Here is a 16140-nt window from a genome sequence, read left to right as displayed (position 1 = left end):
TTATTTATTTATAAACTTTATCATCGCTTCACGATAATGAAGATAATCATTTGGCGGCGAACTTTTATTGTTATCTAAATAAGATTTAATCCATTTTGGGTGATTTATTTCTTTCGTATTTCCTTCAAATATATTATTTAAAAAAACACCTGTAGTTCTATTACTTTTTAAATAATCTACATTAAGAGTATAACCTTTTAAAGGTTTTAAACCCATAAAATAATTGGTTAATATAGCAATATCTGGAGATTCTGCATAAGGTATTGTATCTCCCTTTTTTATTCCAGGTCCATAAAAATTCATATAAATTTGCCATGAAGACAATTGCTCTGAAAGGTGGTTACTTTTCTTTAAAACCCCCATACCATGATCTGCTGAAATTACAAAAAAAGCATTTTCCCATAAACCTTGCTTTTTTAAAAAGGATACTAATTTTCCTAGCTGAGCATCCACATTTAAAATGGCTTTTATATATTTAGAGTTTGGATTATTTTTTTCTTTCGCTCCTTTCCAAGAACTTCTTATTTCTTGTAAATGCAAACGCACCAACCTTGCACCATCTTCTTTTATATGTTTGATTCCTAAAGCTACCACTGTACTATCAGGCATTATCTCTGCATAATAAGTATCTGCTGTGGTAAACACATCGTATAAAGTATGACCACCAACATAAACAGATTTGATTCCTTTTCTTCTTGCTGATAAAAATATATCATCTAAATTTTGTGACTCAAAAACATGAGTTCCTGTATGCATCCCAATATTTGGTGGAGATGCCCCTCTCCAAGGCTCACTTCCATCTGGTAATTTAACTCTTCCAACAGGGCTATTTGAATATGCAGCTTCTACAACAACGCCGTTATTTCTAAAATATTTTAAATTTTCTGCACCTGCTTTAATTGCTGTTTCTACAGCGTCTTTCATTAATCCATCTATAATAAATTGAATAACTATAGGTTGTTCTTTTTCTATTTTTTTTACTCGTTTTAGTTGACTGCAATTGGTTAACAATACTACTGCAATAGCTAACGTAACAAAAGTTCTCATTGTAATTTATTATTATTTAATTAAAAAGTCTTTTCCCCATTTTTCTCTGAGTTCAACTGCAAGTTCTTTTATTTGTATTTATTTGCCTTTTCTTGTTTTCTTTTTAATGCATTTCGCATTTCTTTAAGCACCTCTTTATATTTAACATCTGCAACCATATTCTTATTTTCTGCTGGATCATGTTTACGATTATATAACATCTCTTCTCCATTTTCAAACAGAGAATAAGTAAAATCATCGGTTACTATAGCATCTGCTTTTTTAAAACGAGCATAAGTATATGCTCTAAAAGACTTCTCAGGATTATCTAAAGTAGCTTTAAAACTTTTTCCCATAATATAATTTGGTACAGGTATGTTTGCCAAATCGCAGAGAGTTGGATAAATATCTACACTTTCTACCAATGCTTCAGTATGTTTTCCTGTTGATTTTCCTGGAACTTTTACCACTAAAGGTACCTGTAAAGCGTTATGTAAAGTATTGTGTTTACCCCAAAACTCATGCTCTCCCAAATGCCAACCATGATCTCCCCAAACTACTACAATTGTGTTTTTTGCCAATCCAAGTGTTTCAAGCTCATTTAAAACTTCACCAACTAACTGATCTACATAACTAACGCAAGCATAATATCCATGACGCATCATTTTATGAAATTCTTCTGTATTGGGTTTATAATCACCAAAGCTATAGCTTTTAAATTCTCCACTACCTCTTAAAGATTTTGGAGCATTTTCAGGCAAATGACGATTATCTGCAATCTCTATTGAATCTCTATCATATAAATCCCAATATTTTTTAGGTGCATAAAAAGGCATATGAGGTCTAAAAAATCCGCAAGCCATAAAAAATGATTCTCCTGATTCTTTAAAACGGCGTAAATCTTTGATCGTTTTTTGTGCGATTTTATAATCTGGATAAGCACTATCATCAACTTCTGGAGCTTCATACACACGTCCATTTCCAGATTTCATAATCACGTCGTTAGTTTTAGGGTCATAACTTACTCTATGTCCACCTTGTGGCATCCAAGGGTTTTCGCTCCAACTTGCTTCTTGAACATCTTTATTATAATGAAAAATTTTTCCATTAGAAATACTTGTATAACCAGCTTCTTTAAAAAGACCTGGTAATGTTTTTGCATTTGGAACATCTTCTTGTGCTTTTGCTCTATAATCTATAAAACGTGTTTTTGTTGGTAGAATACTGGTTAGTAAACTAGCTCTTGAAGCACCACAAACAGGTACATTGCAATAGGCTCTATTAAAGACCAAACTTTCACTAGCTAGTTTATCTAAATTTGGAGATTTTATATGTTTTGCCCCATAAATATTTAACTCTGGACGTAAATCATCTATAGCAATGAACAAAACATTCATTGGTTTTTGATTTTGAGTAGCTTCAGTTTTCTCTTTTGAGGATTTACAGGAAACTAAAAGAATGAATAAAGCGAATAATATATAAGTAAAAAGGTTTTTTTTTATCATAATATTACCAATGTTTTATAACGATATAATCGTCTTTTGTGAGTGAGTTTTTTATAGAATCTGGAATTTTTCTTCTTGGAGTATCTTGGTCTAACTTGAATCCCTTTTTACCTTTAGGCGTAATAATTGGCATATCCCCAATTGTTTCATCCAAAATATCGCCTTGAGCTTTCATCCAAGTAAACATATCTGTTGATAATTGCTTTTTCATCAACTTAAATTCAGGATTATTTGCTAAGTTGTTTTGTTCAAAAGGATCATTTTCTAAATCGTACAATTCTTCAAAAGGTTCGTTTTTAAATTTGTTTGCTCCTCTTTTTATAAAATAATCTACATTTGGTTTTCCTGTTAAATTTTGTTCAACAACTTCTAATGAATTAAAATTTCTGATGTATTTGTAGCGTTTATTACGAATCATTCTTGATGGAAAAATCTCTGAATTTAGAATGTTCTGATTGGTTCTAACTCCATAAACATATTTATTGACAGCAACATCATTTCCTTTTAAGATTGATAAGAAACTCTTCCCATCTATATTTTCAGGCACTTTTCCTCCTGCAACGTCCATAAAAGTTGGCAATACATCTGTATAATGTATCAACTGATTTGATGTTGTTCCAGCTTTAATCACTTTTGGCCAACGTACTACAAAAGGTACTTTTAAACCAATGTCTTTTACGGTAAATTTACCAGAAACACCATGATCTGCACTATAAATAAATAAAGTATTTTCATTTAAATATGTATCTACTAATGCTAAAACTTTTTCTATCTGAGTATTATCTTCTTCAATACTTCTGTAATAACCTGATCTACTTTTTATGTATGATTCATTATTCTTTTTATCTTCATTAAAAGGATAAAACTTTAGGTTATTTACATCTGGGTTTTTAACATCAAAATATTTTCCATGAGGATATTTTGAGGTGATGAACATACAAAATGGTTTTTTGGCAGTTTTTAAATAACTCTCAATACTGTCTAGAGGAATATAATCTCTTGGTACATCTTTTTTAGGAACTGGTTCCCATTCTTTGTCCCACTGGTAAACACTTGCTGGTTTTACGTGGCTTTTCCCTGCCAAAACAACTTGATAACCCAACTTTTTCATTCTAGAAGTTACACTTTTTATATGGGGTCTTGTTGCTGTATGATTTGCAAAACATCCATTTTTAACAGGATAATTCCCTGTAAAAACTTGAGATCTACTTGGTGCACAAATGGCTTGAGCTGTAAATGCATTGGTAAATAACATTCCTTCTTTTGCCAACCTATCTACTGCTGTTGTATTTACTTTTTCATTACCATAACAACCATAATCGTACACATCTTGATCGTCTGCTAAATAAAATATGATGTTGGGTTTTTCATTCTCATTTGCTTCAACTTTAGTATTTTTAGATTGTTTTTTATTACTAAAACATTCGGTAAATGCTATACTTATCACTACCAAAAAAGGTAAAATCAAAGACTTTTTATTCATTTCTTAAATTCTATTATTGATACTTTTTTACACCTTCTAATTTAGGGTAAAGCACTTTTTCTTTGTTTTTAACCCAAGTTCCTGTTGGTGCATTATTGGTTGCTAACCAAGCTAACATATCTGCATTCATTTGCAATGCGATTTCCATTTCTTTGGATGTAGGATTGTTTAAAATATTTCTTTTTTCTGAAATGTCTTTGGTAATGTTATACATTTCAAACACATCTGTTTCATAAAAATAAAACAACTTAAAATATTCTTCTCCTACTCTTGTTTGAATTAAAGTTGATGGAGAAAAACGTTCATCCATATATCCTGGAAGATGCCAAAACAAATTTTCTCTTGAAATTCTTTTTGCCTCTCCTGTTAAAACTTTGGCAAAAGAAGCTCCATCATATTTAGGCTTGCTTCCATCTTTCTTTTTTAATGTAGCTAAATCAACTCCAACTAATTCTGCAAAAGTGGGTAGAAAATCGATACAATGTACTGCTTGATTGGTTATCGAATTTTCTTGTATCACATTTGGATATCTGAAAATTAATGGAACTCTAAGACCACCTTCTGTTAAATTTCCTTTTTTACCTTTCAATGGCGTATTTTTAAATAATCCTCCATTATCAGAATAAAATATAAAAATGGTGTTTTCTGTGATGTCATCTTCATAATTTCCATCTCCATTTGGATCTTTCAAAGCATTATTTATTTTCCCCACATTTTGGTCTAACAATTCAATCATAGAAGCATATTCTGCAATTCTTGGTTTTAAGCCGCTGTTCAAATACTTTTCTGTTAAATCTTTTCTACCAGTAACATCAGAATGAACTGCGTGAAAAGGAATGTATAAAAAGAACGGATTTTCTTCATTTGCTTTTTCTTTGATATAATCTACAGAGAAATCTCCAATTGCATCTGTAAGATGTTTTGGAGTTCCTTTTAAAAGAGACACATCTGCTCTTGATTTATAAGGTTTTAAAATCGTATTAAGGTATTCTTTATCATAAGGTTTGGCATATTTATCTACAAATTCTGAATTAAACGTCCATCCTTTTTTATCGGAATTTAGTGCTAAATAGAAAGATTTTATTCTTTTCCCTTTAATAGGAGCCGCTATAATGTGATGAATATCTGCTGGTAAATCTATACCATAATCACCTTTTAAAGGATGTGGAGTTCCGTGACTTTTACCCACTAATGCTGTTTGATAGCCTTTTGTTTTTAAAACATCAAACATATTGATACCATCTTCTGCAATTACTTTTTTTTGCTTGAAAGGCTCAATAAGTACATTTGGAAATCCTTTGGTTCTTTTGTCTTGTCTTTTTAAAGAGCCCACATTATATACCTGATTATCTACTCCTGTTGCATATTGCCCACTAATTAAAGCTGCTCTTGATGGTGCACAATTTTGGTTGGTATAGGCATTTGTAAAAGACATCCCTTGTGATGCCAATTTATCGATTACGGGTGTTTCATAAATTTTAGAACCGTTATTTCCATTTGTATTTCCTGTGCTTATATCTGTCCAACCTAAATCATCTGCAAATATGAATACAATATTTGGTTTTTTATTATTACTCTCCTTTTCTTGCTCTTTTGATGAACTACAATTGAACAATGCCAATATTAAAAAACAGATAATTGATATTTGAGATATTCTCTTCATTTTAATATTGCTATACTTTTTATATTTTTTAATTGTATAATAACTTTTTATAAGAATTGTTATGTTTTAGGATATATATTCCCTTAGAAAATTTAGAAACATCAATTATTTCTTCCTTTCCTGAAAGTACTTTAGCTCCGTTCAAATTGTATACTTCCCAATTTTCTTTAGTATCATTTTTAATTGTAAACACTCCCTTTGAACTTGGATTTGGATACACAATAAAGTTGTCAATTACAGTATTTTTATCTGTAGACAAACTTTCTTGAACAAAAGTCGCTCTTATATTTAAATCTGATGTGATAGAAATTTTTAATGGATTTTCTGTACTTACTACATCACCAGACCAATCTTGAAATACCCAACCCGCATCAGGATAAGCATTAAACGTAACATCATTACCAGTAAAAACTTTGCCTCCAGAAGGAGAAACTACTCCGGAACCTTCAACAATATTTGTGGTTATAGTATGCTCTTCAACACCAGCTTTCAACACTAATTCTATACTATCAATTTCTACTGTACCACCCAAACTTGACCTATTTGCAATCTCAATATTAAAAGAATCAATGGTTCCATTCCAATCTGCATCTGAACTTAAATCTACAGTATAGGTATTAAAAGATGTTTCATTAATTCCTGGACGAAAACGTCGCTGATTTTTTACACCATCCTTGTACCAAACAAACCAAAAGATATCGCTATTTGTTATGTTTTTTATATCAATCTTAAAACTATCAAAATTATCAACATAAAGTGATGTGTCATAAATAAGGTTTGGAAAACTACCTGTAATGGTCATATTAATCTTACCTCCAGCTATTGAAGATGACATTTGAGATGTTGAAAATTGTTGAAAATCTTCGTCAGTTGTCCATTTATATTGTGGTGTATTTAATTCCGTTACCAAATTAGTATTAGTTCTAAATTCGATTTTTTCAAATGCAAAAGATGGGATTTCTGTGTTTAAAGTAATTACAGAACCTGATTTTCCGTCATTTCTCGCTATTGTTTCAATACTTTCCCACTCAGAGTATTTATAAGGATTAGGGTTTTCATAAGCTTCATAAGCAGCCAAACCTTCGTCTGTTAAAATTCGATCTGGACTTCCTCTCTCATTAAATCCACTTTTTACAAATCCTGATGTATTTTCTAAGAAATTTTGAAGCTTGTTATTTGTTTTATCATAAGAAATGTTTCTGTAATACAAAGTTGTTCCTGCTGATAATTCTGATGTAAAAGACAGGTTTATATCTTCACTATCTCCATAAGATAAAGAACTATTATTGTAATTATAAACTAAAACATCGTATTCTAATGCGTTCTCTTTTTTTGCAAAAATAGCACCTAAATCATTTGTTGCAATTTGTGGTGAACCAGAAGTTACAGTAGTGTAATGATTTTTTTCATTCATTGAGTTTAAAACACTAATCCCTGGAGGATCTTGAGAACCTGTTCTATTACCCCATCTATAAATATAATCTAAGCCTTTGTCTTTGTTTTTATAATAGATGTTCGAAAAATACAATTCTACAATTTCTGCGTGCGTAGTTTCTGCGTTGATAAATCCATTTCCATCAGCACCATCCATTGTTGTAACAGTTGCATATTCCATTAAATCTATGGTTGCATTCGCATTCCATTTTGGATGATTTACTAAATCTGCAAATAATTTATCATATTTAGCACTCATGTTCCGCAAACTAGCACTTCCTAGAACTACGTAATCAGAAATTCCCCAAAAATCATATTGTACATTATTATCTGCACAATATTCTATCAAACCTTCAGCAAAAGAAGCAAAAGGTTCTCCTTTATAATTTAATATTGTGCCATTTTTATATAGAAAATCTGGCGCTCTTGTATGTAAACCTACAATTGCATTAGGCAAAATTGCTCTTACTGCTTTTTCTGTATTTTCAAAATGTTCAATAAAATCTTGTTTGGTTCCAAACCAATGATCTGGTGTTTCTATTTCAGACCCCACTCTAAAGCGCCAAGACATTACTTTTTCTTCACCATAAGTTTCCACCAGCTTCGATATTAACGCTTTTATATAATCGTGATAGGCTTCTTTATTGGCTGGTGGCAAAGAATTTCCATAAATGGATATTTGCTCGTTTTCTCTAAAGTTGATATTATCTCTGGTTCCTTCAGGAATAAATGTATAACCGTGTTGAAAAGCCCAAGATGGTTGATCTAATACAATTTGATGAATTTCTGTTTGAGAATTGATGATTTTATTAATTCTTTCAATAAGAGGTTCAAATCGATATACATATATATTATTGATAGAATCATACAAACAGGTATCAAAATCTAAATCTTTTACATTGTTACCATTTACAGTTTTTTTGATTCCTCCGATCATTCTTACTGTATTCATTTTAAGTCCTGGACGAATATTAGAGCCATTTGTTGGACTTATTCGGTTTGCAATAGACCAAATATTATGTAAGGGTTGATTTTTTTTAGCATCGTCTGTAAAATCTGTTGATAAAGTTACTTGTGCGCTTAAACTGTAAAAGCTAAAAACGGATAATACTAGAATTAGTTTTTTTAGAGCTGACATCATTTAAATTCTGATTAAAATTATTCATAAATGCCAAATTATTTATATTCAATAAAATATCTGTCCTGCTATGTCATGGACGTAGTATTTACCCCTTTATTGTCAATTGACGCGCTTCTTTTGCTCAACAAAATAAGGCTGAAACGTATAGTTAGAACTTGCATCCCATTTGGAATTTACTTTAGGTAAAAACTCTTTCATTTTTTCTATTTGTGTTTTGTATTTTGGATTATCAGCATCGTTATTCCATTCATTTGGGTCTAAACTATGGTCATAAAATTCTTCTATTCCATCTTCATATTGAATATATCTAAAACCATCTTTTTTAATGGCATGATTGTTCATACCAAAAGTTGTCAATGCGTAAGAATTATCAATTCCTGCATCATTTTGCATCATATTTACCAAACTTACACCTTCATTTCTATCATAAGCAGGCAAACTACTTAATTCTAAAAGTGTTGGATAAATAGACAACATTTCTACAGGAGCATCAATTTTCTTTCCTTTTGGTAAATTAGGTCCTGCAAAGATTAATGGCGCTTTTGTGGCAGTTTCCCAAAGTGCGTGTTTTGCAAAAGTGCCTTTTTCTCCTAATCTGTACCCGTGATCAGACCATAAAACAATTACTGTATTATCTGCATATTTACTATTTTCTAAAGCGTCTAAAACTCTACCCAGTTCATAATCTACATAACTGATACATGCCAGATACGCTTGCACAATTTTTTTCCATTCTCCACTTTCTTTTGCCCATTCTGTAGACGGCATCATTGGTAAATCGTTAATTTGCAATCCTACAGGTGGAATATCATTTAAGTCATCAGATTTGTATGGTGGTGTTTCAATATTTTCTAAAGGATACAAATCGAACCATTTTTGAGGCACATACAAGGGAACATGCACACGTAAGAATCCAAGCCCCATAAAAAAGGGTTTTTCATAATTTCTTTGCAAACGTTCTGTAACCCAATTTACAGAATTATGATCTGGCATTAAAGTATCATTCTCTGGAAAAGCACCCCAATCTGTGCTTGTTCTACCATATTTACCTTTATTTTCTTTTGATTTTGATGTTCCAAAACCATCCCAAACCAATCGTTTTTTTGGATAAGGCCCAAAACCTTTTACACGTCCACCAGACTCATTAAAAACACTATCTGGTGCATGAATGTGAAACAACTTTCCTATACCCATAGTGTGATACCCATTTTGCGCAAAATATTCTGGTAAAAAGGTAATCTCTTTTGTTGTAGGATTTCCTGCTCTTCTTATTTCATTATCAGGTGTCATTCCATAAATACCAGTAGTTGAAGGACGTAAACCCGTCATTAAAGAGGCTCTAGAAGGGCCACATAATGGTGCTTGTACGTGTGCGTTTGTAAAGGTTACCCCCATTTTTGCCAATCGATCAAAATTGGGAGTTTTTACATTTGAAAAATTATCAATAGGACTTATCCAAGTGTTTAAATCATCAACAGAAATAAATAACACATTTGGTTTTGTGTTTTTACTTGAAGTTGCTTGTTGCTTTGTTTCTCTAGATTTACAAGCACCTAAGAATAATACTACTGCGAAAAATAAAAAAAATGCTTTTTTCATAATTTACTATTTAGATCTAAACTCCTTAATCTTTTCCTGCAACTCTCTCACAATTTTTAGATTACTTTCAGCGATATTATTTTGCTCAAAAGGATCTGTATCAATATTAAACAACTGTATCACTTCGTCTTTTTTCCTAACAGGATCTGGAACAATAATTTTATATGGTGGAAAAATAGCCATATTATAGTACATACTATTTTCTATAGTATCAAAATCATGTGCATATACTTCTCCGAAAAAACCTTTACGCTCGTTTAAACTTTTGGTGTCTAAAACACTAATTCCTGGAAGATTATCTGGTTGTTTAATATCTAATATATCTAAAACTGTAGGCACCATATCTATGCTACTTACAATCGTTTTGGTGTCCATTTTTGGGTTAATTTTACCTGCCCATTTGTACATGATTGGCGTACGAATTCCCATATCATAAGGCGCTCTTTTAGAATCTTTCATATAGCCACTTTTTGTAGGGTCTTGCCTCCAACCATTATCACAGACATACACAAACAAGGTATTTTCAGTTAATCCTTTATCCTCTATTAAATCAAACAATTCTCCACAGGTTTCGTCAAACCATTCAATCATTGCCCAATATTTTGCAAGGTGTTCTGAATCTGTTTTCTTTTGATACTTTTCATATAATCTTGCAGGAGGATTATGTGGCCTATGTGGTAAAAAAGGTGCATACCATAAGAAAAAAGGTTTCTTTGCTTTTAAAGCTACATCTACATAGCTATTGATGGTATCTAAGCCTTTTCTTCCAATTTCTAAGCCATAATCTCCATGTCTTCCACCTCTTTTTGGATTTCCATGCGTCATACCATCATCAAAACCACCTATTTTATGATTTCCATGCCACCATTTTCCTGTTTGAAATGATAAATACCCTTTTTCTTTAAGCATATCTGGAAGTGTCGTTTGCTTTTCGAAAGCTGAAATGATAGGCTTATACGCTTCTGCTCTATTCTTTTGACTGGTTTTGCGGTCATCTTTTATTCGCTCATACACTTTATCATTCCCTAAAACACCATGATCTTTTGGATATAAACCTGTAATTATGGTTGCTAAGGATGGCGAACATAAAGGGGTAGGCACATAACCTCTAGTAAAAGTTAAACTCTCTGAAACAAATTTATCTATTCTTGGTGTTTCTATATTTTCATCGCCTATAAAACTATAATCTGTCCAAGATTGATCATCTGAAAGAATGAATACTATATTTGGTTGATTTTGCAAATTATTAGAAATACTTTCTGTTTCTTTTTTAGTTTCTTTACCGCAAGAAATTAAAGTACTAACGACAAGTATTCCTAAAGATAGTTTTTTAACGATTTTCATTTTAGGCTTAATTTATTAACTTCTTTAAGTTTTTTAATAGTTGAATTTCTTTTTTATTTCGCGGTATTGGTCCGTTATCTCCTATAAGATACATTTTTCTAAAATCTGAACCTTTTTCTTTTTGACCAACAATCATTCTAGCATCTGGATGAGGGTTATCGATTAACGCAGATATTACAAATCCTGAATTTTGTCGACTTAAAAAAACGTTGCTCTTTTTAAAAGATGCTCCTCCATCAAAACTATCCCATTTACTTATTTCTCCAGTATTGTTATCCGCTTCACTTTCTAAATAAATGCTTACTTCTTTTGCTGATGTTACTTCTATATCTCCATTTCCTCTGGGAAGATTAGTGTTCTTGCTTTGCAACCAAGCTTGTCCTGTCCACCTATAGTATTGTAACCGTTTTGGGCCACTTCTTTTTGCGTCAATATCTGCACCAACCAGCACAATTACATGCGGATTTCCATTTAAATCTACATCTGTTACTCCCTGAAAAGTCCAATCATTTGGTATAACATTTACTAACGCTTTTTCATCTGCTAACTCTTTGGTTACAGGTGTTTCTAAAGGCTCATTTTTCACATTTTTCCACACTCCTGTTTTGGTATCAAAAACCATATAATACAGGTTGTGCCTCTCTGGAATGTGCCCTCTTGCATCTTGACTGTTTTTATGATCTCTACAAATATGATAATCAAAAGTTACAATTATATCATCTCCATTTCCTTTACTTACCCACGGATACCAAGAATCTTCTGCTTCAATCTCTGTTCTTCTTTTGTGCTTTAAGAATGAAACTGGCTCGTTAAAAGTAACCCCATTGTCTGTTGATTTTTGATATACCCAATCGCTTCTATGTGCTCCGTGTCTATAAAACAAATACATGTCTCCATTATCCATTTTTATAAATTGACTATACGTACCAAATAACGATATGTTATCTAAGGTTTCCCACTCAGAAATGTCTAGTGGTTTTTTAGAAACCGCATGTAAATTTTTTCCATAATGATGATTTCCTAAAGGGTTTACCCCATCCTTTATTGTTCCTCCATGACCACCATAAGCAATATGAAGAAAATCCGCATCATCTATTAATAATGCTGGCTTGCCATGATTATCTATTCTTTTCTTACGATTAGGATCTTTACCCATTACGCTAACCCCAGCTTTAAATGGACCTTTCCATTCTTTAGTTGTATGATTATAAGATGCTACATAGGGGTCTTCTAACGCTCCTTGGTAAGCAATATAAGTAATGCCTTTATGGTATACACCTGATGGATGTTGTACCAAAGCAACCGCATTGCCAAAACCATTATCTGCAAAATAGTCAACAGACGCTGCTTCTTGTATACTCTCTGATGCTGCTTTTTTATTAGAGTTACACCCAACTAACAAAAGGCATATAGATATATTGAATATGAATTGTTTTTTAGTCATTTATTTTAGATTTACTATTTTTGAGATATTAATTTTTACAGGTCCTAATAATCCAGAAGTGAGTAATTCTGAATCTTTGCCCCAATGTTTCCAAGAGGCAAATGTTTGTCTTTTAGATGTTCGAGATTCAGGATTTTCTAACCAATCTGGTAACTCCTTAATTTTTTCGCCTTTGCGCTCATAATCCAGAGGTAGTTTTTCATCTCCAATTAATTTATTTGGCCACAAGTTAGTTACTTTTATCTTTAGAGTATTCTTACCTGTTACTAAAAAGTCTTGAATAGTAGTTCTAAAAGGTGCTTTCCACAAGGTTACAACCTTTTTCCCGTTCACAATTACCTCTGCAATTATAGCAACACTTCCTAAGTCTAGTTCTAAATTTTTATCAGATTCTAATAAGTCGTCCGCTAAAACAAACTCTTTTGTATAGATTGCTGTTCCAGAAAAGTGTTGAATTGCTTCATTTTTATGATCTGACCAAGATGTTAAAGTAGTAAACGTTTCGTTTATACTTTCGCCTGTATCTATAGGAAAGGAAACCTCCCAAGCATTAGACAAATCAATCGGATTAGAGATCTCTTTTACTTCAACTATTTTTGATTTTCCTAATGAATTGGTATACATTATTTTTCCTGCATAAGGAGTTATCCAATGAATCGCATCATTATTATAAACTAATTTTGATTTTGCTATATCTTTTGACAACTTAAGTGATTGCCCTTTATCAATATAAATTACTCTCTCCTCTCCGTCAGTTATAAACGTAACTTTTAGAGCTATTTTATTACCTTCAGGTATTTTATTATCAATTAATTTGTTGGTAACTAAAATGTTGTAATTGCCAGAAGCTATCTGTTTTTCTATCTCTTGGGTAACATCAAAGGTTTTATAATATTGAGGAATACCAGTGGTTGCTCCTTTAAATTTACCAAAAACTGCTTTGAGTACTTTTAACTTTTGATTGCCTGCATAAATCTCTATATGTTCTCGTTCTTCAGCATATAACTGTTTTTTAGTATTGCCTATTAGATATTCCATTCGGAACTCTTTTTTATAACCCATTGCAGGGTCGCAATCACAAAAAGCACGTGAAATTTTAAAGTCTAAACTTCCGCTTTTTATGGCAGCATTCACTTTATCTGTAATATCAATTAAACCTTCTTGTAAAAATGTACCGTATTCGGCTTTTATAATTTTTAAATTAGACAATGGTACTAAGTTTGGCTGCTCTACTTCCATTTTAGCAGATATTAAATGTGAAGTATTTATGTTTTTCTTGAAAACAATAAAGACAGATTCTTCCATATCTAATTGCAATGGAACTGTAGTTGTTCCATCTTCATTTAGATTAAACACTACTAAATCTTCAATAGTTCCTTTTTCTGGACGCCACAATTCGGGTTGTTTTCCAGTAACTCTAAAACGTGCTGTAATTTCTCTAGCTTCTTTTCTGGCATTGGCAATAAAGTAAATATCAGCTTCTTCTGTTTTTCTATGGATAAAACTCAAGTCTGATGCATCTCCAATTTCAACCTTAAAATCAGCTGTTTTTTTGTTTAAAACAGTTTCAATTGAAACATCTTTTACCAAACCTTTACCCCATAATTCTTCAACTTGGGTTTTAACGGCATCATCACAAATAGGATAATTCGTTAAACTAGGCGATTGTAATGGTCTTTTACCAATCACTTTTGCCCCACCATCTATCAACTCTTTTACTTTTTGAAGTGTTTCTGGTTTTATAAAATTAGATTCTGGCAATACCAACATTTTGTAGGTGTTACCTACAAAAGAGTATATGGTGCCGTTTTTAACGGTTAGGTCTTTTAGTTTGTTAGCGCCAATTAAATCATAATCAAAACCCATTTCTTTAATTTTAGGTTTTATAAAGCCTGTATTTGGCGATGATTCTCCTGTAAAAACCAATACATCAGCTACATTTTTACCTTGTTGTAATAAATACTGAGACCGAGCTATGTAATTCATATAGTCTTTACTTTGCGACCACCAAGTATTTAATCGGTTAAAATCAAAACCATGATAACTTAAAGCTAAACCTGGCGCAACATCCCAAGGTTGATGAACATACGTATGAAAAATAAAGCGTGTTATACCCTCTGCCCAAGCACGATCTCCAATAGATTTTATGTTTGCTGGGTGCTTATCCCAACCGCCAACTCCTGTAAAGGCTTCTGCACCAATAATACTACTACCATTTAAATGCGCAATGGATGATACAAATTTTGGTGAATCGAAAAACGGATAACCACCACTCCAAAACTCACACATTACAATATCTCCTGTTGCGCCGACTTGCATATTATCAAATGGTCCCCAATAGGGTTCTACAGAAAATTTCATTCCGTTTTTATGACATAAATCAGCAAAATGCGCATAATAATTTTCGGCAATTAAATCTCCAATGGTTCGTCTAAAATCCCACAAAAAACGTTCTGATATTTGGCCACTTTCTACATAATATCCTGCTAAAGTTGGTAAAAATGAAGTTAAATCGTAGCCTCTTAAATTTTTAAATTGTGTTTCAAAACCTGCTGTCCAATTGGTAGTTTCTACCTCGTAACTATCAATTAAACAATTATTCACGGTTGTTCCTATTAAATCTCCTAATTTATCGATTATTGGCTGAACTCCTCCTTCCCAATAGGCATCTAAAGCGGTTTTACTCATTTTATCTACTTCTAAACCTTTCGCTTCTGGTGGAGCAGGACGATTTGTTGTACCAATCGGCGTGTGTCCAAATCTTAAAATAACCCACTTACCACTTGGTGCTTTCCACTCTAAAATACCTTCTTTAGAAACTTTGGTTGTCAAATCGATAACAGATTCCTTAGAAATTGTAGAAGATTCAGAAATCATATTGGTATCTGGCAACAAATGGTTACGAATACGTTCAGATAATATTTTATAATCTAAACCATCTATTTTTTTGTTTTCTTTTGGTTTAGGAAATGCCAAAACAGCAATGTCTTTATAATAGGTAAACTTAGTCTCAGGTTTTGGTAAGATTTCTTTCACTACTTTCCCGCCCTCAATAATAACTTCACTAAAAACTACAGTTTGCATCGCGTTTTGTTCTGTTACCCATGGCCCTCCAGAAGAAGACCAACCTGCGCTGTTATGAAATGCCAATTCTAAATCTAAACGCTTCGCCTCTTCTGCCGAAAATTTAAATAAGTCTAACCATTCTTCACTCAAATATTTAACAGGTCCTTTTGGGAATCCTAAATGGACATTAAATAATTGTGCTTCTTGAATACCAATAGCTTTCATTGCTTCTAAATCTTTTGTAATTCCAGATTTAGAAATGTTTCCGCTAATCCAATGCCACCAGGTTCTTGCTTTGGCTTCGTTTGGTGGGTTTTTAAAACCTTGTTCTAAGCTTATCGTTGATTTCTTATTACCTGAAGATTGATTATTGCATCCTAAACACAAAATCAATAAAATTAAAATAGCTATGTTTTTCATTCTTTCAAATTAACG

Annotated in this window: 9 protein-coding genes; all 9 read right to left on the bottom strand. The window is 32.2% G+C overall.

The genetic code is table 11. The features are described 5' to 3' along the window. Positions 1-1047: an alkaline phosphatase family protein gene (locus tag Q0678_RS10150; RefSeq protein WP_299057440.1), complete on the bottom strand. Its 1047-nt coding sequence runs from the start codon at positions 1045-1047 to the stop codon at positions 1-3. 68 nt (positions 1048-1115) lie between these two features. Continuing rightward, a complete protein-coding gene (locus Q0678_RS10145) occupies positions 1116-2423 on the bottom strand; it encodes a sulfatase (RefSeq protein ID WP_299057437.1) in 1308 nt (435 codons plus the stop codon). Positions 2424-2535: 112 nt separating this feature from the next. Further along, a complete protein-coding gene (locus tag Q0678_RS10140) occupies positions 2536-4014 on the bottom strand; it encodes a sulfatase (protein WP_299057434.1) in 1479 nt (492 codons plus the stop codon). Positions 4015-4027: 13 nt separating this feature from the next. After that, positions 4028-5677 (bottom strand): sulfatase-like hydrolase/transferase, encoded by a 1650-nt coding sequence (locus Q0678_RS10135; protein ID WP_299057432.1) that lies wholly within the window; start codon positions 5675-5677, stop codon positions 4028-4030. 28 nt (positions 5678-5705) lie between these two features. Then, a complete protein-coding gene (locus Q0678_RS10130; RefSeq protein ID WP_299057430.1) occupies positions 5706-8252 on the bottom strand; it encodes a T9SS type A sorting domain-containing protein in 2547 nt (848 codons plus the stop codon). A 99-nt stretch (positions 8253-8351) separates the two neighbouring features. Then, a complete protein-coding gene (locus Q0678_RS10125; RefSeq protein ID WP_299057428.1) occupies positions 8352-9851 on the bottom strand; it encodes a sulfatase in 1500 nt (499 codons plus the stop codon). Positions 9852-9857: 6 nt separating this feature from the next. Then, on the bottom strand, positions 9858-11195 hold the full coding sequence (locus Q0678_RS10120; RefSeq protein WP_299057425.1) for a sulfatase-like hydrolase/transferase: 1338 nt from the start codon (positions 11193-11195) through the stop codon (positions 9858-9860). A gap of 7 nt (positions 11196-11202) precedes the next feature. Continuing rightward, a complete protein-coding gene (locus Q0678_RS10115) occupies positions 11203-12639 on the bottom strand; it encodes a BNR-4 repeat-containing protein (protein WP_299057423.1) in 1437 nt (478 codons plus the stop codon). Further along, entirely contained in the window at positions 12640-16125 is a 3486-nt protein-coding gene (locus Q0678_RS10110; protein ID WP_299057421.1) for a glycosyl hydrolase, read from the bottom strand. Between the last annotated feature and the right edge of the window lie 15 nt (positions 16126-16140).

It is taken from the genome of uncultured Polaribacter sp., from assembly GCF_947497125.1.
Taxonomy (GTDB): Bacteria; Bacteroidota; Bacteroidia; order Flavobacteriales; family Flavobacteriaceae; genus Polaribacter.
This window is presented reverse-complemented; position numbering and strand designations above follow the sequence as displayed.

Excerpts from the sequence above, each read along its gene's own strand:
- Q0678_RS10150 (WP_299057440.1), bottom strand. The coding sequence starts at position 1,047 with ATGAGAACTTTTGTTACGTTAGCTATTGCAGTAGTATTGTTAACCAAT.
- Q0678_RS10145 (WP_299057437.1), bottom strand. The coding sequence starts at position 2,423 with ATGAATGTTTTGTTCATTGCTATAGATGATTTACGTCCAGAGTTAAAT.
- Q0678_RS10140 (WP_299057434.1), bottom strand. The coding sequence starts at position 4,014 with ATGAATAAAAAGTCTTTGATTTTACCTTTTTTGGTAGTGATAAGTATA.
- Q0678_RS10135 (WP_299057432.1), bottom strand. The coding sequence starts at position 5,677 with ATGAAGAGAATATCTCAAATATCAATTATCTGTTTTTTAATATTGGCA.
- Q0678_RS10130 (WP_299057430.1), bottom strand. The coding sequence starts at position 8,252 with ATGATGTCAGCTCTAAAAAAACTAATTCTAGTATTATCCGTTTTTAGC.
- Q0678_RS10125 (WP_299057428.1), bottom strand. The coding sequence starts at position 9,851 with ATGAAAAAAGCATTTTTTTTATTTTTCGCAGTAGTATTATTCTTAGGT.
- Q0678_RS10120 (WP_299057425.1), bottom strand. The coding sequence starts at position 11,195 with ATGAAAATCGTTAAAAAACTATCTTTAGGAATACTTGTCGTTAGTACT.
- Q0678_RS10115 (WP_299057423.1), bottom strand. The coding sequence starts at position 12,639 with ATGACTAAAAAACAATTCATATTCAATATATCTATATGCCTTTTGTTA.
- Q0678_RS10110 (WP_299057421.1), bottom strand. The coding sequence starts at position 16,125 with ATGAAAAACATAGCTATTTTAATTTTATTGATTTTGTGTTTAGGATGC.